At 75.5% G+C, this 19,294-nt stretch carries 17 protein-coding genes; 13 read left to right on the top strand and 4 right to left on the bottom strand.

Annotated features, from left to right (window positions below; all coding sequences use genetic code 11):
• The first annotated feature begins 37 nt into the window (after window positions 1-37).
• The 7 genes from tal to GQ466_RS26715 all read left to right on the top strand — a co-directional run bounded on the left by tal (window position 38) and on the right by GQ466_RS26715 (window position 8,528).
• Entirely contained in the window at window positions 38-1,156 is a 1,119-nt protein-coding gene (gene tal, locus GQ466_RS26745) for a transaldolase (RefSeq protein WP_161105820.1), read from the top strand.
• 154 nt (window positions 1,157-1,310) lie between these two features.
• Window positions 1,311-2,960 (top strand): phosphoheptose isomerase, encoded by a 1,650-nt coding sequence (locus tag GQ466_RS26740; protein WP_161105819.1) that lies wholly within the window; start codon window positions 1,311-1,313, stop codon window positions 2,958-2,960.
• A 265-nt stretch (window positions 2,961-3,225) separates the two neighbouring features.
• Complete coding sequence (gene zwf, locus GQ466_RS26735; protein WP_161105818.1) at window positions 3,226-4,755, top strand: glucose-6-phosphate dehydrogenase; 1,530 nt, start codon at window positions 3,226-3,228, stop codon at window positions 4,753-4,755.
• Between the two features lie 2 nt (window positions 4,756-4,757).
• Window positions 4,758-5,786, top strand: a complete 1,029-nt coding sequence (locus tag GQ466_RS26730) for a glucose-6-phosphate dehydrogenase assembly protein OpcA (RefSeq protein WP_161105817.1) — start codon at window positions 4,758-4,760, stop codon at window positions 5,784-5,786.
• Entirely contained in the window at window positions 5,783-6,526 is a 744-nt protein-coding gene (gene pgl, locus GQ466_RS26725; RefSeq protein WP_161105816.1) for a 6-phosphogluconolactonase, read from the top strand. The genes GQ466_RS26730 and pgl overlap by 4 nt, the downstream gene beginning before the upstream one ends.
• 95 nt (window positions 6,527-6,621) lie before the next feature.
• Window positions 6,622-7,815, top strand: coding sequence for an Ig-like domain-containing protein (locus GQ466_RS26720; RefSeq protein WP_161105815.1), 1,194 nt, complete (start codon window positions 6,622-6,624; stop codon window positions 7,813-7,815).
• A 53-nt stretch (window positions 7,816-7,868) separates the two neighbouring features.
• Complete coding sequence (locus GQ466_RS26715) at window positions 7,869-8,528, top strand: response regulator (RefSeq protein WP_161105814.1); 660 nt, start codon at window positions 7,869-7,871, stop codon at window positions 8,526-8,528.
• Here the strand turns inward: GQ466_RS26715 and GQ466_RS26710 are convergent.
• Entirely contained in the window at window positions 8,525-11,923 is a 3,399-nt protein-coding gene (locus GQ466_RS26710) for a hypothetical protein (protein WP_161105813.1), read from the bottom strand. The genes GQ466_RS26715 and GQ466_RS26710 overlap by 4 nt on opposite strands.
• Window positions 11,924-12,069: 146 nt before the next feature.
• Between GQ466_RS26710 and GQ466_RS26705 the strand changes: the two genes are divergently transcribed.
• The 4 genes from GQ466_RS26705 (at window position 12,070) to GQ466_RS26690 (ending at window position 14,893) form a co-directional block, all read left to right on the top strand.
• Window positions 12,070-12,960 (top strand): ATP-binding cassette domain-containing protein, encoded by an 891-nt coding sequence (locus tag GQ466_RS26705; protein ID WP_161105812.1) that lies wholly within the window; start codon window positions 12,070-12,072, stop codon window positions 12,958-12,960.
• Window positions 12,957-13,730 (top strand): ABC transporter permease, encoded by a 774-nt coding sequence (locus GQ466_RS26700; protein WP_161105811.1) that lies wholly within the window; start codon window positions 12,957-12,959, stop codon window positions 13,728-13,730. The genes GQ466_RS26705 and GQ466_RS26700 overlap by 4 nt, the downstream gene beginning before the upstream one ends.
• A 75-nt stretch (window positions 13,731-13,805) precedes the next feature.
• A complete protein-coding gene (locus GQ466_RS26695; RefSeq protein ID WP_202421175.1) occupies window positions 13,806-14,378 on the top strand; it encodes a hypothetical protein in 573 nt (190 codons plus the stop codon).
• An 80-nt stretch (window positions 14,379-14,458) separates the two neighbouring features.
• The gene (locus tag GQ466_RS26690; protein ID WP_161105810.1) at window positions 14,459-14,893 is read left to right on the top strand and encodes a DsbC family protein; all 435 of its coding nucleotides are present in this window, start codon (window positions 14,459-14,461) and stop codon (window positions 14,891-14,893) included.
• Here the strand turns inward: GQ466_RS26690 and GQ466_RS26685 are convergent.
• The gene (locus tag GQ466_RS26685) at window positions 14,797-15,387 is read right to left on the bottom strand and encodes a GNAT family N-acetyltransferase (RefSeq protein ID WP_161105809.1); all 591 of its coding nucleotides are present in this window, start codon (window positions 15,385-15,387) and stop codon (window positions 14,797-14,799) included. The two genes, GQ466_RS26690 and GQ466_RS26685, sit on opposite strands and share 97 nt — an antisense overlap.
• A gap of 5 nt (window positions 15,388-15,392) precedes the next feature.
• Complete coding sequence (locus GQ466_RS26680) at window positions 15,393-16,040, bottom strand: carboxymuconolactone decarboxylase family protein (protein ID WP_161105808.1); 648 nt, start codon at window positions 16,038-16,040, stop codon at window positions 15,393-15,395.
• A gap of 147 nt (window positions 16,041-16,187) precedes the next feature.
• Between GQ466_RS26680 and GQ466_RS26675 the strand changes: the two genes are divergently transcribed.
• Complete coding sequence (locus GQ466_RS26675; protein ID WP_161105807.1) at window positions 16,188-17,252, top strand: GNAT family N-acetyltransferase; 1,065 nt, start codon at window positions 16,188-16,190, stop codon at window positions 17,250-17,252.
• Entirely contained in the window at window positions 17,236-18,030 is a 795-nt protein-coding gene (locus GQ466_RS26670; protein ID WP_161105806.1) for a methyltransferase domain-containing protein, read from the top strand. Before GQ466_RS26675 ends, GQ466_RS26670 begins: the two co-directional genes overlap by 17 nt.
• Here the strand turns inward: GQ466_RS26670 and GQ466_RS26665 are convergent.
• Window positions 17,997-19,268: a serine hydroxymethyltransferase gene (locus tag GQ466_RS26665; RefSeq protein WP_161105805.1), complete on the bottom strand. Its 1,272-nt coding sequence runs from the start codon at window positions 19,266-19,268 to the stop codon at window positions 17,997-17,999. The genes GQ466_RS26670 and GQ466_RS26665 overlap by 34 nt on opposite strands.
• Window positions 19,269-19,294: the final 26 nt, after the last annotated feature.

Raw genomic sequence — 19,294 nt, 5'->3', positions numbered from 1 at the left:
TTCCGCGCCGTTCCGCGAGACTCCGGGAGAGGAAGCGATGAGCGAGACGTTGAAGAGGCTCTCCGACCAGGGCGTGTCCATCTGGCTGGACGACATCAGCCGGGAACGCCTGCGGACGGGCAACCTGGAAGAACTGGTCAAGGACAAGCACGTGGTGGGCGTGACCTCCAACCCCACCATCTTCGCCAAGGCCCTGTCGCAGGGGTCGGCCTACGACGGCCAGGTCCGCGACCTCGCGGTGCGGGGCGTGGACGTGGAGGAGGCCGTCCGGGCCATCACCGCCTACGACATCCGGTGGGGCTGCGACGTGCTGCGTCCGGTGTACGACAGCACCGGCGGGCTGGACGGCCGCGTGTCGCTGGAGGTCGACCCCCGGCTGGCGCACGAGGCCGAGCGGACGGTCGCCGAGGCGCGCGCGCTGTGGTGGATGGTCGACCGGCCCAACCTGTTCATCAAGATCCCGGCGACCGAGGCGGGGCTGCCCGCGATCACGGCGGCGCTGGCCGAGGGCATCAGCGTGAACGTGACGCTGATCTTCTCGCTGGAGCGCTACGCCGGGGTGATCGACGCGTTCTTCGCCGGGCTGGAGCAGGCGAAGGCGAACGGGCACGACCTGTCGACGATCGCGTCGGTGGCGTCGTTCTTCGTCAGCCGCGTCGACACCGAGATCGACAAGCGCCTGGACAAGATCGGGTCGCCGGAGGCGGCGGCGCTGCGCTCCAAGGCGGGCGTGGCGAACGCCCGGCTGGCGTACGCGCTGTACGAGGAGAAGTTCGGGTCGGACCGCTGGACGGCGCTCCGGGACGCGGGGGCGCGTCCGCAGCGCCCGCTGTGGGCGTCCACCGGCGTGAAGGACCCGAACCTTCCGGACACGCTGTACGTGGACCAGCTCATCGCGCCCGACACCGTGAACACGATGCCGGAGGCGACGCTGGACGCCGAGGCCGACCACGGCGACCCCGCCGGGGACGCGGTCACCGGCGCCTACGACGACGCGCGGGCGCACATGGCCGCGCTGAAGGACGCCGGCGTCGACTACGACGACGTGGTCCGGGTGCTGGAGGAGGAGGGCGTCGAGAAGTTCGAGGCGTCCTGGAAGCAGCTCCTCGGCACGGTCGAGGGCGAGCTGAAGAAGCAGGCGGGACCCGCCGCCTGACGTTCGGTCGGAGGCGGGACGGTCGGATGCGGCCGTCCCGCCTTCGGCGTCCCCGCGGGCCCGCGCCCACGGGCCCTACGCCCTGTTTCCAGAAGATCGCGCACTGGGTCGCGGATGCCGCTTCTCTCCTGGAACGATGGGGGCAGGAGGAACGGTGCCCGGATTCGACGTACTGACGCGCGGCGACGTGCTGCACGCCGCCCTGAAGGCGCGCGACTACCTGGTGAGCTGCGGCGTGCCCGGTTCGCTCGCCGCCAAGGACCCGCGGCTGTGGGGGCGGCGCGCGGTCGACCACAGCAGGCTCGGCTGGCTCGACCTGCCGTCGGCGTCGCGCGGCCTGCTGGCGCAGGTGGAGGGTCTCGTCGCCGACGCCCGCGCGTCCGGGCTCGACCATGTGGTGCTCATCGCGGTCGGGGCCGAGGCGCTCGCCGCGCAGGCGATCGTCGCGGCGCGCCCGCCCGGGGCCGGCGGCGAGCTGACCGTGCTGGACGGCGGCGACACCGCCGGGCTCGGCTTCACGCTGGAGCGGCTGGACCGGACGCTCGTCGTCCTCGCCAGCAAGTCGGGCGTCTCGCTGGAGGGCGACGCCTACCGGCGCATCCTGACCGCCGCGTTCCGCGAGCAAGGTCTGTCGGAGAAGGAGATCGCGGCGCGGTTCCTCGTCGTCACCGACCACGGCAGCCCGCTGCACGGCTTCGCGCGGCAGTGCGGCTACCGCATCGGGCTCACCGACCCGTACCTGCCGGGGCACTTCGGCGCGCTGTCGGCGTACGGGCTCGTCCCGGCGGTGCTGGCCGGGGCGGACGCGGCGACGCTGCTGGACGAGGCCGCCGACGTCGTGCCGTCCCTGTCGCGCACCGAGGACAACCCGGGCCTGCTGCTCGGCGCGATCCTCGGCGGCTGCGCCCAGCAGGGGCCCGAGGGCCTCGCCCGCGACAAGCTGCTGCTGCGCGAGCGCGGCGGCCCGGGCCCGCTCACCGCGTGGATCGCGCAGCTGCTCGCGGTCGGGACGGGCAAGCGCGGCCGGGGCATCGTGACGTTCGAGCCGCCCGGCGTGCCGCGCGCCTACCCCGACCTGCACGCCGTCGCGATCAACCCGGCGGGCGCGGCGGGCGAGGACGACGACACCTCGGTGTGGGGTCCCGTGGGCGCGCAGTTCCTCGTCTGGGAGTACGCGACGGCCATCACGGGCTGGCTGCTCGGCGTGAACCCGTTCGAGGCGGGCGGCGCGTCCGCGCAGGACGCCGAGGACCAGGCCGCGACGATGCTCCAGGAGGCGGCCGGCGGGCGGCCCATCATCGGGCGGCCGGTGGCGGTGGACGGCGACATCGAGATCCACACCGACCTGGCCTGGCGCGGCGGCTCGGACCTGGAGTCGGTGCTCACCGCGCTGCTGGACCGCGTGCCCGGCACCGGGTACCTCGCCGTGGCGAGCTATCTGTCCGGCGAGTTCTCCGGCCGGTACCTGGCGCCGTCGCTGGCGCGCGGGGCGCGGCGTCCCGTCGCCTACGGGCCGGGGCCGGGCTACCTGCACGCGACCGGGGCCGTCCACCAGGAGGGTCCGGGGACGGGCGCGTTCCTCGTCGTCACCGGCGAGGCGCCCGCGGGCGACCCGCTCGGCGACCCGGCGGTCCCCGGCCGTCCGTACAGCCTGGCGACGCTGCAGTTCACGCGGGGCGTCGCGGAGGCGCGCGCGCTGCGGCAGCGGGGGCTCCCGGTCGTCCACCTGCACCTGCGCGACCCGGTGGCCGGGGCCGGACGGCTCGCCGCCGCGGCCCGCGCCGCCGCCGTGGCGCTGTCGTGAAGCGGGTCGTGAAACGGCGCCCGGTGTACGCGGGGTCACGGCGGGTAGGCCGCCGACCCGCTGTCCGCCCCGTGACACGGGGTTGGGATTGCCGTTGCCCGGCCATCGGGAAGGATCGACCCGAGAGGGGCGTGGTCCCGGTCCGGGCGGGCCGGCGCTCGCGGCCGACCGTTCCGGCGGGCGGGCGCGAGGACGGCGAAGTTGCAAGAGTGGGCGCGAGACGCCCACGCCTAGGGCCAAGAGTGCGAGAAGAGGGGGCGCCCACGTGACCACCACACCCAATCCGCTCCGGGATCCCCGGGACAAACGGCTGCCCCGGGTCGCGGGGCCGAGCGTGCTGGTCCTCTTCGGGGTCACCGGGGACCTGTCGCGCAAGAAGCTCCTCCCGGCCATCTACGACCTGTCCAACCGCGGCCTCCTCCCCCCGGGCTTCTCGCTGGTGGGGTTCGCGCGGCGCGACTGGGACCACCAGGACTTCCGCCAGATCGCCTACGAGGCCGTCAAGCAGCACGCCCGGACGCCGTTCCGCGAGGACGTCTGGGAGCACCTGGCCGAGGGGATGCACTTCGTCCCCGGCGAGTTCGGCGACCCGGGCGCGTTCGAGGCGCTGTCGATGGCCGTGAAGGAGCTGGACGAGAGCCGCGGCACGGGCGGCAACTACGCGTTCTACCTGTCGATCCCGCCGAAGTTCTTCCCCGAGGTCGTCGAGCAGCTCCGCAACAGCGGCCTCGCCAACAGCGACGGCTCGGGCGGGTTCCGCCGGGTCGTGATCGAGAAGCCGTTCGGGCACGACCTGGCGAGCGCGCAGGAGCTGAACGCGACCGTCCACCGGGTGTTCCCCGAGGAGTCGATCTTCCGGATCGACCACTACCTCGGCAAGGAGACCGTCCAGAACATCCTCGCGCTGCGGTTCGCGAACACGATGTTCGAGCCGATCTGGAACCGCGGGTTCGTCGACCACGTGCAGATCACGATGGCCGAGGACATCGGCATCGGCGGGCGCGCGGGCTACTACGACGGGATCGGCGCGGCGCGCGACGTCATCCAGAACCACCTGCTGCAACTGCTCGCGCTGACGGCGATGGAGGAGCCGACGTCGTTCAGCGCCGAGGCCGTCCGCGCGGAGAAGGCGAAGATCCTGTCCTCGGTGCGCGTCCCCGGCGACCTCGCGCTCAGCACGGCGCGCGGGCAGTACGCGGCGGGCTGGCAGGGCGGGCGCAACGTCAAGGGGTACCTGGAGGAGGACGGGATCCCCGCGTCGTCGCGCACCGAGACCTACGCGGCGGTCAAGCTGGAGATCGAGAACCGGCGGTGGGCGGGCGTCCCGTTCTACCTGCGGACGGGCAAGCGCCTCAGCCGCCGCGTGACCGAGGTCGCGATGGTGTTCCAGAAGGCCCCGCACCAGCCGTTCTCGCACACCGACACCGAGGAGCTGGGGCAGAACGCGCTGGTGATGCGCGTCCAGCCGGACGAGGGCATCACCGTCCGGTTCGGGTCCAAGGTGCCGGGCACGTCCATGGAGATAAGGGACGTGAACATGGACTTCGCCTACGGGGAGTCGTTCACCGAGTCCTCGCCGGAGGCGTACGAGCGGCTGCTGCTGGACGTCCTCATCGGCGACCCCCCGCTGTTCCCCCGGCAGGAGGAGGTCGAGCTGTCCTGGCAGATCCTCGACCCGATCACCGAGTTCTGGGCCGGGCGCGGGCACGTCGACCAGTACCGTTCCGGGGGCTACGGCCCCGACAGCGCCGACGAACTGATGGCGCGCGACGGGCGCGCTTGGAGGCGACTCTAAGAATGAACATCGACCTCACCGGGACGACGACCCGGGCGATCCAGGACGCGCTGACCCAGGCCCGGCACCTCATGGGCGGCCCCGCCGTCGGGATGGTGCTGACGCTGATCATCGTCACCGACGAGTCGGCGCAGTACGACGCGGTGCGGGCGGCGACCGAGGCGGCGCGCGAGCACCCCTGCCGGGTCCTGACCGTCATCTCCCGCGACGCGCGCGGCAGCTCGTCGCGGCTGGACGCCGAGATCCGCATGGGCGAGACCGGGCCGGGCGAGACCGTCCTGCTGCGCATGTACGGGCCGCTCGCCGAGCACGCCGACTCGGTCGTCGTGCCGCTGCTCATGCCGGACACGCCGGTCGTGACGTGGTGGCCGGGCGGCAAGGTGCCGAAGGCGCCCGCGCTGGACCCGCTCGGCCGGCTCGCGTCGCGGCGCGTCACCGACGCCTACGCGGCGCGCGACCGGCTCGGCACGCTCGCGCGGCTCGCCGAGGGCTACCGGCCGGGCGACACCGACTTCTCCTGGACGCGCATCACGACGTGGCGGACGCTGCTCGCCTCGATCCTCGACCAGGACCACGACCCCGTCACCGGCGGCTCGGTGTCGGCCGAGCCGGACAGCCCGAGCGCGGAGCTGCTGGCGTCGTGGCTGTCGGTGCGGCTCGGCGTGGACATCCTGCGCGAGGTGTCCGACGGCCCGGGCATCACCGGCGTGACGCTGACGACGACCGGCGGGGACCTCGTGGTGTCCCGTCCGGACGGCCGCGTCGCCACGCTCGCCCGTCCCGGCCAGCCGGACCGGCGGGTGTCGCTGCTGCGGCGCCCGATGTCGGACCTGCTGGCCGAGGAGCTGCGGCGGCTCGACCCCGACGAGCCGTACCAGGAGGCCGCCGAGCGGTTCGCCAAGGACCTGTCGGCCGCCGCCGAGACCAAGACGCCGCCGATCGGCCGCACCGAGGAGGCCGCCCGCGCCCAGTCCGAGCGTCCGGGCAAGCGCGCGACGCCCCGCAGCACCAAGAAGGCGGACGAGGCGTGACCGAAGTTGAAGTAGTCGTCCATCCGGACGCGGACGTGCTCGCGGCGGCGGTCGCGGCACGGCTGGTGGCGGCCCTCACCGACGCGCAGGCCACGCGGGGCTCGGCGTCGGTGGTGCTCACCGGCGGCGGCGTCGGGACGTCCGTGCTCGCGGCTTTGGAGCGCTCCCCCGCCCGCGACGCGATCGACTGGGGACGGCTGGACGTGTGGTGGGGCGACGAGCGGTTCCTGCCGTCCGGCGACCCCGAGCGCAACGAGACGGGCGCGCGGGCGGCGCTGCTGGACCACGTCCCGCTGGATCCGGCGCGCGTCCACCCGATGCCCGCGACCGACGGCCCGGACGGCGACGACGTCGACAAGGCGGCGGCCCGGTACGCGGCCGAACTGCGCGGGAGCGACGGCCTCGTGCCGTCGTTCGACGTGCTGCTGCTCGGGATCGGCCCGGACGCGCACGTGGCGTCCCTGTTCCCCGGAAACGAGGCGCTGCGCGACGAGGGCGTCGCCACGGCCGTCCGCGACTCCCCCAAGCCGCCGCCGACCCGGATCTCGCTGACGTTCCCGGTGCTGCGGGCCGCGCGCGAGGTGTGGGTGCTCGCGGCGGGCGCGGGCAAGGCCGAAGCCGTCGGCCGGTCGCTGTCGGGCGCGGACCCGGCCGAGGCGCCCGCCGCCGGGGCGCGCGGACGGCACCGCACGCTGTTCCTCCTCGACGCGGCGGCGGCCGCCGAGGCGCCGCGCGCCTGATCCCGGTTCCCCGACCCGGGGACGCGCTCCCCCGTTCGCCGCATACCCTGGCGGGCGGGGGAATCCCCGTGGGCGGGATCCGCGAGGAGGCAAGCGTGCAGAGGGGTCAGGCGGTCACGGCGGGCGCGGTCATCGCCGCAGCGGTCGTGCTGGGAGCCGCCGGGTGCTCGTCGGGGGACGGCGGCGGGACGAGCGGCGGCGCGGTGAAGGCCGCCGAGGCGCCGCCGCCCGCGATCACCCCGGCGAACGGGACGCAGCAGGTCCAACCGGACCAGCCGGTGACCGTCCAGGCGAAGGCGGGACGGCTCACCGAGGTGACCGTCACCGACGCCAAGGGCGGCAGAGCGGCCGGGACGCTCGCCGCCGACGGGAAGACGTGGCGGACGACGTGGGGGCTCAAGCCGTCCACCACCTACACCGTGACGGCCAAGGGCGACGCGGGCGGCAAGCCCGTCACGGCGACGTCCACGTTCACGACGCTGAAGCCGGCGAAGAAGCTGGAGAGCGGCATGTCGCCGCTGGACGGCGAGACGGTCGGCGTCGGGATGCCGGTGCAGCTCCTGCTGTCGCGCTCGGTGGCGACGAAGGAGGCGCGCGCGGCGGTCGAGCGGTCGCTGGAGGTCCGGATGTCCACGCCCGTGGAGGGCGCGTGGAGCTGGATCAGCGACCGGGAGGTCGACTTCCGGCCCCGGACGTACTGGCCGAGCGGCCAGAAGGTCCGGATCGTCGCGCACCTGGCCGGGCTGAAGATCGCCGACGGCGTGTACGGCACGAAGGACCGGACGCTGACCTTCACCGTCGGCCCCCGGCACATCACCAAGGTGGACGCCAACGCGCACGAGGCCGTCGTGACGTCGGGCGGCTCGACCGTCCGGACGATGAAGGTGAGCCTCGGCAAGCCCGGCGACGACAGCTACTCCGGCACGATGATCGCGCAGGAGAAGACGCCGCACATGGTCATGGACTCGGCCACCACCGGCGACCCCGGCGCGTACCGGACGCCGACCGACTGGAACGTCCGCCTCACCTACAGCGGGACGTTCGTCCACGCCGCGCCGTGGTCGGTCGGCTCGCAGGGCAACGCGAACGTCAGCCACGGGTGCGTGAACGCGTCCCCGACCGACGCGAAGTGGTTCTACAACTTCACCAACCGGGGCGACATCATCCAGATCAGCGGAACGACCCGCAAACTGCGGTTCGGCAACGGGCCGACGCCGTGGGCCAAGTCCTGGCAGGACTGGCTGGCGGGCAGCGCGCTCGGGAAGTCCGTGACGGGCGCCAAGCTCTGAACCCGGTGTCCGGCCGGGCCGCGCGGGCCCGGCCGGACCCTTAGGGTGATCGCGTGGACACTCCCCTCCGCGTGCTCATCGTGGACGACGACGCCCTCGTGCGGACGGGGCTCTCGATGATCCTGTCCGGCGCCGGGGACATGACGGTCGTGGACAGCGTCGGGGACGGCGCCGAGGTCATCCCGGCCGTCAACCGGCACCGGCCCGACGTCGTCCTCATGGACATCCGGATGCCCCGGCTGGACGGGCTCGCCGCGACCGAGCGGCTGCGGTCCCGCGCCGAGCCGCCGGAGATCATCATCCTGACCACGTTCGACACCGACGACCACATCGTCGGGGCGCTGCGCGCGGGCGCGGGCGGGTTCCTGCTGAAGGACACGCCGCCGGAGGAGATCCTCCAGGCCGTCCGCCGCGTCGCCGCCGGGGAGCCGATGCTGTCGCCGGACGTGCTGCGCCGCATGATGACCTACGTCGCCGACACCGGCGCCGACCCGCGCCGCGACCGCGCGACGGCGCTGCTCGGCCGGCTCACCGACGGCGAGCGGGCCGTCGCCGACCTGGTCGGGCTCGGCCGCACCAACGGCGAGATCGCGCGGGAGCTGTCGCTGAGCGTCGCGACGGTCAAGGCGCACGTGTCGCGCATCCTCGCCAAGCTGGAGCTGAACAACCGCGTCCAGGTCGCGCTGCTGGTGCGGGGCGTCGAGCCCGGCTAGCCGCGCGCGGCGAACCAGGCGGCGGCGCGCTCCAGGTCGGGTCCTTCGGTCCACAGGACGGCCGGGTCGGCGGGCATCATCAGCTCGCGCAGCCGGGTCCGGACGCCGGCCCGGAGCGTCGGGCGGCCGAAATCGGCGATCTCGGGCGGGACGTCGCCGGGTTCGCCGAAGCAGGCGTGCGCGGCGTCCGCGCGGGTCATCCCGGCGCGGTCGGCCAGCTCCAGCGCCCAGGCCGGGTCGGGCGGCAGCGGGCCGCGTTCGGCGAGCAGGCGGCCGAGGGCGGCGACGGCCTCCGGGGAGCCCCAGCCGTGGCGCAGCCAGGCGTTCCACTCCCAGCCCGGCGGGACGGTGTCGGTGAACTCGCCGTCCGGCGTGAAGCGGAGCGCGCCGGCGGGCCGGTCGCCGCGCAGGATGACCAGCGCCGAGTCCGGCAGGCGCCACACCTCGCCGCCGTGTCCGTCACTGTGACCGTCGCCGGGTCCCGTGAGCCGCACTTCCGACCATCGGCCGGTGCCGTCGCCGAGCGGGGTCGACGCCCACGCGCGCAGCTCGTCCAGATCGCGGAAGCGCGCGTACGGCGTGACCCACGGCCAGACGGTGCCGAGCGCCAGCGCGCCGAGCCGCAGGAACGGCAGCGGACGGCGGTCGAGGTCGGGGAGGTCGGTGACGTGGACGCGTCCCGGCTCGCTTCGCATCGCGTTCTCCAGGGCGTCCGCCAGCGCGCGTCCGCCCGCGACGATCCCGGTGAACCGGCGGACGGGCAGGCCGGGCGCGGGCGCCAGCAGGTCCGGGACGCCCGGCAGGCCCAGCGCGGCGCTCCGGCGCAGGCAGCGCGCCGCCAGCGCGGCCTGGTCCAGGACGGCCGTCCGCAGGCCCGGATCGGTGATCTCGGGCAGCAGGGCGTCCAGCCGCCGCGCGGCCTCCAGCGGGCCGATCAGGGCCGCCTCGGCCAGCTCCCGCGCGGCGGCGGGGCCGACCCGGCGCAGCGCGGCCGACCCGGCCGGGTCCACCGGGCGCAGATGCGGCCACCAGCCGGGCGGCGGGACGGGCGCCCCGTCCCGCGCGACGGCCTGGACGATCCCGAACGGCACCCGGACGGTCGCGGTGCCGTCCGGGGCGTGCAGGCTCAGCCACCCGTCCCCGGCGCGCACGGTCGTGGGCCGGTCGGCGCCGGGGAACGTCACCTCGGCGGTCGCCGCCGGTTCGGGGCCGAGGGCGGCGGTGTCCGGGTCGCGGGTGAGCAGCGCGTCGCGGTCGTCGGTGAGGCCGTCGACGCGCAGCGTGCGCCACGCGCCCGCCGCCCGGTCGTAGGAGGACGCGCGCAGGGCCGTCCCGTCGTGCCAGAACAGCGGGCCGTCGTACCGCGCCGGGGGCCTCCGGTCGGGGAACAAAGACGGCACGGGGACGGACTCGGCGAGCAGTTCGCCGTCCGGGCCGTAGACGCGGGCGCGGCGCAGGTAGTCGTCGGTGACGGTCAGCCGGTCGCCGTGCTGGACGACCATCACCGGGTGGGTCGCCCGGACGGGCACGGGCCGTCCGAACGGGAAGGTCAGCTCGGCGGGCAGACCGGTGCGCAGCGCGGCGGCCAGGGCGTCCACGGGGTCGGTGACCGTGCGGCCGTCGGCGACGTCGGGGAGGCCCGCGGAGGCGGCGGGCGCGAGTTCGGCGAGGCCGTCGTCCAGGGCGGGCAGGCCGCCGCGCGCCGCCCGCTCGCGCGCGGCGTCGATCCGGGCGCGCAACAGGGCGGGGACCGGGTCCGGCGCCGTCTGGATCCGGTCCAGGACGGTCGTGTAGTCGACGTTGGCGTACGTCCCGATCTCCCGGAGGAACCGGCCGAGACGCAGGGAGAACACCGTCCGGAAGCTTTCGGCGTCCAGGCGGAACGCGGCGAAGTCCGTCCCGGCGCCCCAGCCCGGGTCGCGGCCGGGCTCGGGCTCGGCGGTGCGGGCGACGTCGCGCGGCACGTCGGCGGCCGACGCGCCGGGCGCGAGCGCGGCCCGCTCCAGCAGCCGCCGCAGCGCCGGTTCCGGGCAGCGCGCGCCGACCGTCGCGAACCAGGCGGCGGGGAGCACGGCCCCGGCGTCGGCGAGCATGCGGAGCCACAGCCACCGGGTCCGCTCGCCGTCCGGACGGGGCCCGGCGGGCTCCGCCGCGACGAGCGCGGCCAGGTCCGCCGCGTCGGCGCGGGCCAGCGCGACCGCCTCGGAGCGCACGGCCTCCCAGACCTCGCGCGGCGCCGTCCGCAGCCCGCCGGTGCGCAGCAGGGTCGCGGCGTCCGGCGCCGCGCGGGGGCGCCAGCACATTTCGGGCGGCACGCCGGTGCGCAGCAGGTCCGCGTCGAGCAGGCCCGTCCAGGACGGTCGCCAGTCGGGGGCGCGGCCGGCGATCTCGGCGCGCAGGGCGTCGATCTGCGCCTCGTGCAGGTGGTCGTTCTCCCACCACGCCGGAAGGTGGTCGTAGACGCGCTCGACCGTGACGGCGTCGCCCGCGACCCAGACCCGGGCGTGCGTCCAGCGGCCCCGCTCGGGATCGGCCTCGGCCTCCCGCCAGGCCGTCAGCAGGTCGGACAGCTCGGGGTCGAGCCAGCCGCCGGACGCGGCGGCGTAGGTGAACCCGCGCCGCTCGTGGCCGACGTACGCGGCCGTGATCGCGCCGTCACGCGCCCGCGCGACGACCGCGTCCAGCTTCGGGCCCGGCGCGGGCGCGGGCCGCTCGCGTTCGGCCGCGTCGCGCATCGCGAGTGCGATCACGCCGCCGGCCTGGGCGGGATCGGCGAGCGGGACGCGGCGGCCCGGCGGCTCGCCCGTCCCCGCCGGGATCTCCGGACGCGCCGAGCCGGGGGCCACGCCCGTCCGGGCGGCGACGGCGAGGGCGGCCGAGATGTCCGGTGCGTCCGCCAACGGCGCGATGACGGCCCGGTCCACGGTCCCGGCCCGCGCGGCCTTCAGCAGGGCTTCCAGGGCCGTACCGGGGTCGTCCACGTCGGCCAGGTCGAAGTAGAGGTCCTCGGTGGTGCCGTCCATGTAGGCGACGCTGTCCGCGAAACGCTCCGGGAGCGGCGCGTGGGACCAGGATGTGCCGTCCCACCACCGGACGAAGCCCAGCCCGGAATCCTCGTCCAGGAGCCCGGTGAGCAGGTCCCACGGGAGCCAGTCCGGTCCTCCGGCGAGGACGTCCACGGGCGGCGTGTGGAAGGCCGCCCGCCCGCTGCCGTACAGGACCGCGCGCCCGCCCGCGATCCGCGTGATCGCCCACCAGCCGTCCCCGGTGTCGCGCAGCCGCAGCCCGTCCGGCCGCACGTCGAATCCCGCGTGGGACAGCTCGGGAACGGCGGCGGCGAGGACGGCCATCGCGGCGGCCTCGGACCAGACGGCGTCGGGCGGGGGCAGGGGCACGGGAGCAGCCTTCCATGATCGCGGCGGGTACGGGACTGTGGACGCTCCGCGCGCCACTCCGGTTCGGCCCGGACGCTACTTTCGGCCCGGCGCCGCCGACCTTCGGGCGATGCCGCGGGCCGGGCGTCCCGGCGAGGCTGGAGCACATGATCGAAGTGACCGGCCTCAGCAAGCGGTACGGGGACGTCACGGCCGTCCACGGGATGACGTTCGCGTGCGCGCCCGGCACCGTCACCGGGTTCCTCGGCCCGAACGGCGCCGGAAAGTCCACGACCATGCGGATGATCTGCGGGATGACGCCGCCGACGACCGGGACCGCGACCGTCGCGGGCACCGAGTACCGGAAGATCGCCAACCCGGCCCGGCACGTCGGCGCGCTGCTCGACCCGTCCGCCCAGCACGGCGGCCGGACCGGACGCGAGACGCTCGCCCTCACCGCCCGGCTCATCGGCGTCCCGCCCCGGCGCGCGGACGCGATGCTCGACATGGTGGGCCTCGCGGGCAAGGCCGCGCGGCGGCCCGTCCGGGCGTACTCGCTCGGGATGCGGCAGCGGCTCGGGATCGCGCAGGCGCTGCTCGGCGACCCGTCCGTCCTGATCCTGGACGAGCCCGCCAACGGCCTGGACCCCGAGGGCATCCGCTGGATGCGGACGCTGCTGCGCGGGTTCGCCGACAAGGGCGGCACGGTGCTGCTGTCCTCGCACCTGCTGCGGGAGGTCGAGGCGGTCGCGGACCGGTTCGTCGTCGTCGCGCGGGGCCGCGTCGTCGCGCAGGGCACCGCCGCCGACCTGCTGGCCGGCCGCACCGGGACGTTCGTGCGCGGCCTCGACCCGGCGGCCCTCGGCGCCGCGCTGGCCGCCGCCGGGCTGCCCGCGACGCCGGACGCGTCCGGCGCGTTCACCGTCGCCGCCGACGCGGCGCGGGTGGGCCGCGCCGCCGCGGCGGCCGGGGCCGTCCTGGTGGAGCTGCGGCCCGCCGGGGACGGCCTGGAAGACCTGTTCCTGTCCCTCACCGCCGACCGGGAGCCCGTCGCATGACCGCCCTCGCCGCCTCCCCCGCCGTCGCGCCGCCCCGGCCGTCCCTGGCCCGGCTCACCGGCGTCGAACTCCGCAAGATGACCGACACGCGCGCGGGCCGCTGGCTGCTCGTGCTCGTCGCGCTGACCGGCGTCGTCGCCGTGCCGATCGTCATCGCCACCTCGCCCGGCCGCGACCAGGGCCTCCAGGACATGTTCTCCATCGCGCAGCTCGGCCCGCAGCTCCTGCTGCCCGTCGTCGGGATCCTCGCGGTGACCGCCGAGTGGTCGCAGCGGACGGCGCTGACGACGTTCGCGCTCGTGCCCGTCCGGTGGCGGGTCGCCGTCGCCAAGCTCCTCGCCGGGGCGGTGCTCGGGCTGGCGTCCCTGCCGGTCACGCTCGGCACGGCCGTCGCGGGACGCGGCGCCGGCGGGCTCGCCGGCCGGTCCGAGGGCTCCTGGCACCTGCCGCTGTTCGTCGTCGGGACGGCCGCGTTCCTCGCCGTCGCCAACGTCCTCACCGGGATGGCGTTCGGGATGCTGCTGATGAACACCCCGCTCGCGATCACGCTGAACTTCGTGCTGCCCGTCGCGCTGACGACGCTCACCCAGACCGTCCACCGGCTGCGCGGCCCGCTCGGCTGGATCGACCTGAACCGGGCGACCGAGCCGCTGAGCGACGTCGGCGTCACCTCCGGCGAGTGGGCACGGCTCGCGACGGCGCTCGCGGTGTGGCTCGTGGTCCCGCTCGCGGCCGGTCTGGTCCGGCTGAACCGGCGCGAGATCAATTGAGCGGACCGCGCCGATCATGCCCGGTTGTCGCGTTCCGGTGGCGGACGGCCCGGTCACGGCTGCACAATGCCCCGCATGCCCAGCAGTGATCTTTTCCAGACGCCGCGGCGCGTGCTCCGCCCCGGAACGACGGTCGAGGACGTGGACGCCCTCGCGCAGCTCCTGCGCTGGCCCATGACCGGCGTCACCGAACGCGACCGCGCCACCGGAACCGACGGCCGGGTCACCTGGCAGGCGGACGGCCCCGCCCTGCACTACGGCGAGGACGCGATGTTCGGCATCGGCCACTACCGGCTGGCGGGCGGACGCCAGGCGGTGGAGGCCGTCGCCGCGCAGGCCGCCGAGGCGCTGGACGCGTGGACGGTCAAGGAGCTGTGCGCGGCGGTGGACGACGCGCCCGACGCCCGCGCCCGCGGCCAGGCGCTGCTGCGCCTCGGCCTCGCCGCCCACGAGTTCGACGACGACGTCCACCGCCGGATCGCCGCCGCGCTCGCCGACGGGGACGCCCGCATCCGGTACGCCGCGCTGTTCGCCGCGTCCTACAGCGGCTACGGCCAGTTCGGCGGGAAGATCGCCGGGATGGCCGCGGGCGACCCCGAGGAGTTCGTGCGCGACCGCGCCGCCGCCATCGCCCACGTGCGCCGCTGAGACGCGCCGCTGACCTGCGGAGATTCCCGCCCGCACGAGCCGGGTACATCCCCCGGGTACCGACTTCGGGGGGATCGGACATGGCGGATGTGCGGTTCGGCGAGCTGCCGCTCGACCTGGCCTTCACCGACGTGCGCGGCGACGGGTCGCGGCGGCTCGCGCTGTTCGGCGACCCGCGCGACCCGAACACGCGCGCGCTGGTCCGCGACGAACTGTCGCGCGTCGGGGACGTGACCGTCCACACGCTGCTGCTGCCGCTGGAGATCTATCCGGGGTCCGACGACACGGCCCGGCGGATCTGGGCCGCGCCCGACCGCGCCGCCGCCTGGTACGCGTGGATGACCGACGAGACGCCGCCGCCGGACGACCCGGACCCGCACACGCCGCTCGCCCGGCTCCGGCTGGCCGCCGAGGAGCTTCAGATCGTCTCGACGCCCACGCTGGTGTTCGAGAGCGGCGAGATGATCGCGGGCGCCACCCCGGCACGGGAGATCGAGGCGATGCTGTCGGCGTGACCGGTGTCCGCGCGGTCGGCGGCGAAGTGCACCGCGCCGTCCGGGTCGTGCCGGACGCGGCGCATCCCGAGCCGTCCGGCGACCTCGGCCGTCACCGCCCCGTCGACCTCGGCGGTGACGCGGCGCAGGCCCGTCGCGGTGAACGCGTGGCCGAGCAGCGCCCCGGCGGCCTCCTCGGCGAGCCCGCGACCCCACCGGTCGGGCTCCAGGCTCCAGACGATCTCGGCGGCGCCGTCGCCGTGCGCGCGCAGCCCGGCGACGCCGAGCAGCGGCCCGCCCCCGGCCGGGCGCAGCGTCCACAGGCCGTAGCCGTGCAGCGCGAACCCGCGCTCGCTGGCCGCGATGATCTCGGTGACCTCCGGCCCGGTCACGCCGCGCGCCCCGAACAGGTGCGGCCGGACGAGCGGCCCGGTCCAGTGCGCGAGCAGCCGGCGGCGGTCGCTCATGCTCACGGGCGTCAGCGTCAGCCGGGCCGTGCGCAGCACGTCACGCATCGACGTCACGCATCGCGGGCCGGCCAGTCGGGCGCCTTCTCCCCCGCCGGGACGCCCGTCCGGAACACGCGCATCTGCAGCGCCAGCCCCGCGTAATAGCCGACGAGCGTCACCAGCTCGACCAGCGCCGCGCGGCCGAGCGCCGCGATGGCCTCGGTGTGGACGGCGTCGCCGAGGTCGCCGTCGGCGGCGAGCTGCCGGGCCGCCTCGTACACCACGCGCTCGCGGACGTCGGCCAGCAGCGGCGCGCGGCCCGCGCGCAGCGCGTCCAGCTCGGCCTCGGTGAGCCCGGCGCTGCGGCCGAGCCGCTCGTGCGCGTACCACTCGAAGTCCGACCGCCAGTGCTCGGCGACGACGAGCGTCGCGATCTCCCGCTCGCGCCGGGTGAACGCCGTGCGGTGGCGGAGCGCGGCGCCCAGCTCCTGCAGCGGCATCCCGACGTGCGGGCTGTAGAGCATGGCGTTGAACGGGCCGTGCAGCCTGCCCTCCTCGTCGGCCACGGCGAACGGCGCGGCACGGTCCCCGCGCGGCCCCTCCGTGATGGCGGTGTAGACGTCGCGCTGCTCCTCGCTGAGGAGTGCGGGACGCAAGGCGGGCAGCCGCCCGCCGTCGGGGTGCTGATCCGGACGGCCATCGCGCAGAGGCTCGATCACCCCTTGCACGCTAGGCGCTGGAGGCCGGGCGCTCAAGCCCTTGTCCGGTATGTGAAACCATCAGCTCACGGCCGCGTAGCGAATCCGTAACACCTCACGGTCAAGGTGAGTCAGTACACGTTCACCGTCACCGGAAGGAACGTTCCCATGCCGTTGCTGCGCGTCCGCGCCGAGATCGAGGACCGTCCGGGCCGGCTGGCCCTGCTCACCGCCGCGCTGGCCCGGCGCGGCGCCAACATCCTCGGGCTCTCGGTCCAGCTCGGCGCCGACGGCGTGGTCGACGAGTTCATCGTCGACGTCCCGGGCGGCGCCACGGCGGCCGACGACCTCGGCCGCGCGCTCGCGGGCGCGGGCGCGCTGCGCACCGCCGTCGCCCCCGCCCGGCCGCGCGAGCTGGTGGACGAGACGACCCGCGCGCTCGTCCTCGCCGCCCGGCTGCGCGCCGAGCCGCACACGCTGCCGGACGTCCTCGCCGAGCTGCTGCGCGCGCAGGACGCCCGCTGGTCCACGTCCGTCGAGGCCGACGACGACCCCGCCGCGCTCGTCGTGCCGGTCGGGCAGCGGCGCGCCGTGCTGGTGCGCCGGCCCGGGCTGCCGTTCACGACCACCGAGGCGGCCCGCGCCGACGCGATGGTCCGGGCGGTGCTGCCCGCCGCCGGGCCGCTGCCCGCGTCCCGCCGGGTGGTGCTGCGCGACGGCACGGCGGTCGTCGTCCGGCCGGTCGAGACCCGCGACGTCGAGGCCATCACCGCGATGCACGACCGCTGCTCGCTGGAGACGCGGCGGATGCGCTACTTCAGCGCCAAGCCGTCGCTGCCGCGTCGCGCGATCGAGCGGTTCTGCGAGCCGTGGCACGGGCTGACGCTCGTCGCCGAGGGCCCGGACGGGTCGGTGCTCGCGCTCGCCCACCTGATCCACGTCCTCGAACCGGGCGTCGCGGAGCTGGCGTTCCTCGTCGAGGACGCCTGGCAGGGCCGGGGCCTCGGCCGGCTGCTCACCCGGATGCTCGCCGAACTCGGCCGCGACCGGGGCCTGGTCGAGCTGCGCGCGACGACGTTCAGCGAGAACGCCCCGATGCGGCGGCTGCTCACCGCGCTCGGCGGCCGGACGCTGCGCACCGAGGAGCCGGCCGTGGTCGAGATCCGGCTGCGGCTGGACGGCCGGGCGCCCGCGCGCGCCCTGGCAGGATTGCGGGGTGACCGGCATCTATGACGACCCCTGGGCCTACGAGCTGGCCTGCTCCTTCCGCGACGTCGAACCGGAGGTCGACGCGGTCCTGGCCTGGTGCCGGCGGCACGGCGCGGGCGCGCCGGGGTCGGTGCTGGAACTCGCCGCGGGACCGGCCGAGCACGCCCGCGCGTTCGCCCGCCGGGGCGTGGCCGCAACCGCGCTCGACCTGAACCCGGCGATGTGCGCGTACGCGCGCGAGCGGGCCGCGCGCGAGGGCGTCGCGGTGGACGTCGTGCGCGGCGACATGACCGCGTTCGCGCTCGGCCGCCGGTTCGACCTCGTCGTGACGATGCTGGACTCGACGTCCCACCTCATGACGCTGGACGCGTTCGTCGCCCACCTGGACCGCGCCGCCGAGCACCTGGCGCCCGGCGGCCTGTACGTCGTGGAGATGTCGCACCCGCGCGACCGGCTCGGCGACCCGAGCGTCGGCACCGCGTGGACGGTCGAGCGCGACGGCGTCCGCGCGTCGGTGCGCTGGGGCGGGCGCGAGGACGTCCTGGACCCCGTCACGCAGATCGCCCCGGACCGCGTCGTCATGACGATCGAGTCCGGGGCGGAGCCGCGCACGATCCGCGACGTCGTCCCCTACCGGTTCTGGACGGCGACGGAGCTGGCCGCCGCCGTCCGGCTGTCGGGACGGCTGGAGATCGCCGCCCAGTACGGCGACTTCGGCGACGTGCCCGTCACCGACGCCGCCGCCTGGCGGATGATCAGCGTGCTGCGTCAGCCGAGCGGCGCCCAGCCCGGCATCGGATAGGCGGCCATGAGGTCGCGGATCTCGGCGGCGACGCGGTCGGCGACGGTCGTGTCCCCCTTGCCCGCCGCGACGACGACCTCGTCGAACCACTCCGCGACGCGCGGCATCAGGTCGGGCGTCAGGCCCCGCGTCGTGATCGCGGCGGTGCCGAGGCGCAGCCCGGACGGGTCGAACGGCTTGCGCGGGTCGAACGGGACGGCGTTGTAGTTCAGCTCGATGCCCGCCTCGTCCAGCGCGCGGGCGGCGGGCTTGCCGGCGACGCCCTTGTTCGTCAGGTCGATGAGGATCAGGTGGTTGTCGGTGCCGCCGGACACGAGGTCGTAGCCGCGCTCCAGCAGCGCGTCCGCCAGCGCGACGGCGTTCGCGACGATCGCCCGCGCGTAGTCGGCGAAGTCGGGCCGGGCGGCCTCGGCGAGCGCGACGGCGATGGCGGCGGTCGTGTGGTTGTGCGGGCCGCCCTGAAGGCCGGGGAAGACGGCCCGGTCGACCGCCTTCGCGTGCTCGTCCGTCGTGAGGATCATCGCGCCGCGCGGCCCGCGCAGCGTCTTGTGCGTGGTGGTGGTGACGACGTCGGCGTGCCCGACGGGCGAGGGGTGCGCGCCGCCCGCGACGAGCCCGGCGATGTGCGCGATGTCGGCGGCGAGGACGGCGCCGCACTCGCGCGCGATCTCGGCGAACGCCGGGAAGTCGATCGTCCGGGGCAGCGCGGTCCCGCCGCACCAGATCAGCTTGGGCCGCTCCTTCAGCGCCAGCTCGCGCACCTGGTCCATGTCGACGCGGCCGGTGTCGCGGCGGACCTCGTAGCGGACGGCGTTGAACCACTTCCCGGTCGCCGACACCGTCCAGCCGTGCGTGAGGTGGCCGCCCATCGGCAGCGACAGGCCGAGCACCGTGTCGCCCGGCTCCAGGAACGTTGCGTAGACGGCGAGGTTGGCCGGCGACCCCGAGTAGGGCTGGACGTTGGCGTGCTCGGCGCCGAACAGCGTCCGGGCGCGCTCGATGGCCAGCTGCTCCAGCGGGTCGACGTTCTGCTGGCCCTCGTAGTAGCGGCGGCCCGCGTACCCCTCGGAGTACTTGTTGGTGAGGACCGAGCCGGTCGCCTCCAGCACGGCGGGCGACACGTAGTTCTCCGACGCGATGAGCCGGATCTTCTCGAACTGCCGGCGGGCCTCGGCCTCCACCAGCCCGGCGACGCTCGGGTCCTGGCCCTGCAGATGGGGAAGGGACGGCTGGTGCATGGACGCCTCCGCTGCTTCGCCGCCGG

The sequence above is a fragment of the Actinomadura rayongensis genome (assembly GCF_009831215.1).
Classification (GTDB): Bacteria; Actinomycetota; Actinomycetes; order Streptosporangiales; family Streptosporangiaceae; genus Spirillospora; species Spirillospora rayongensis.
Note: the sequence above shows the minus strand (reverse complement) of the source record. Positions and strands in the feature narration are given on the sequence as shown.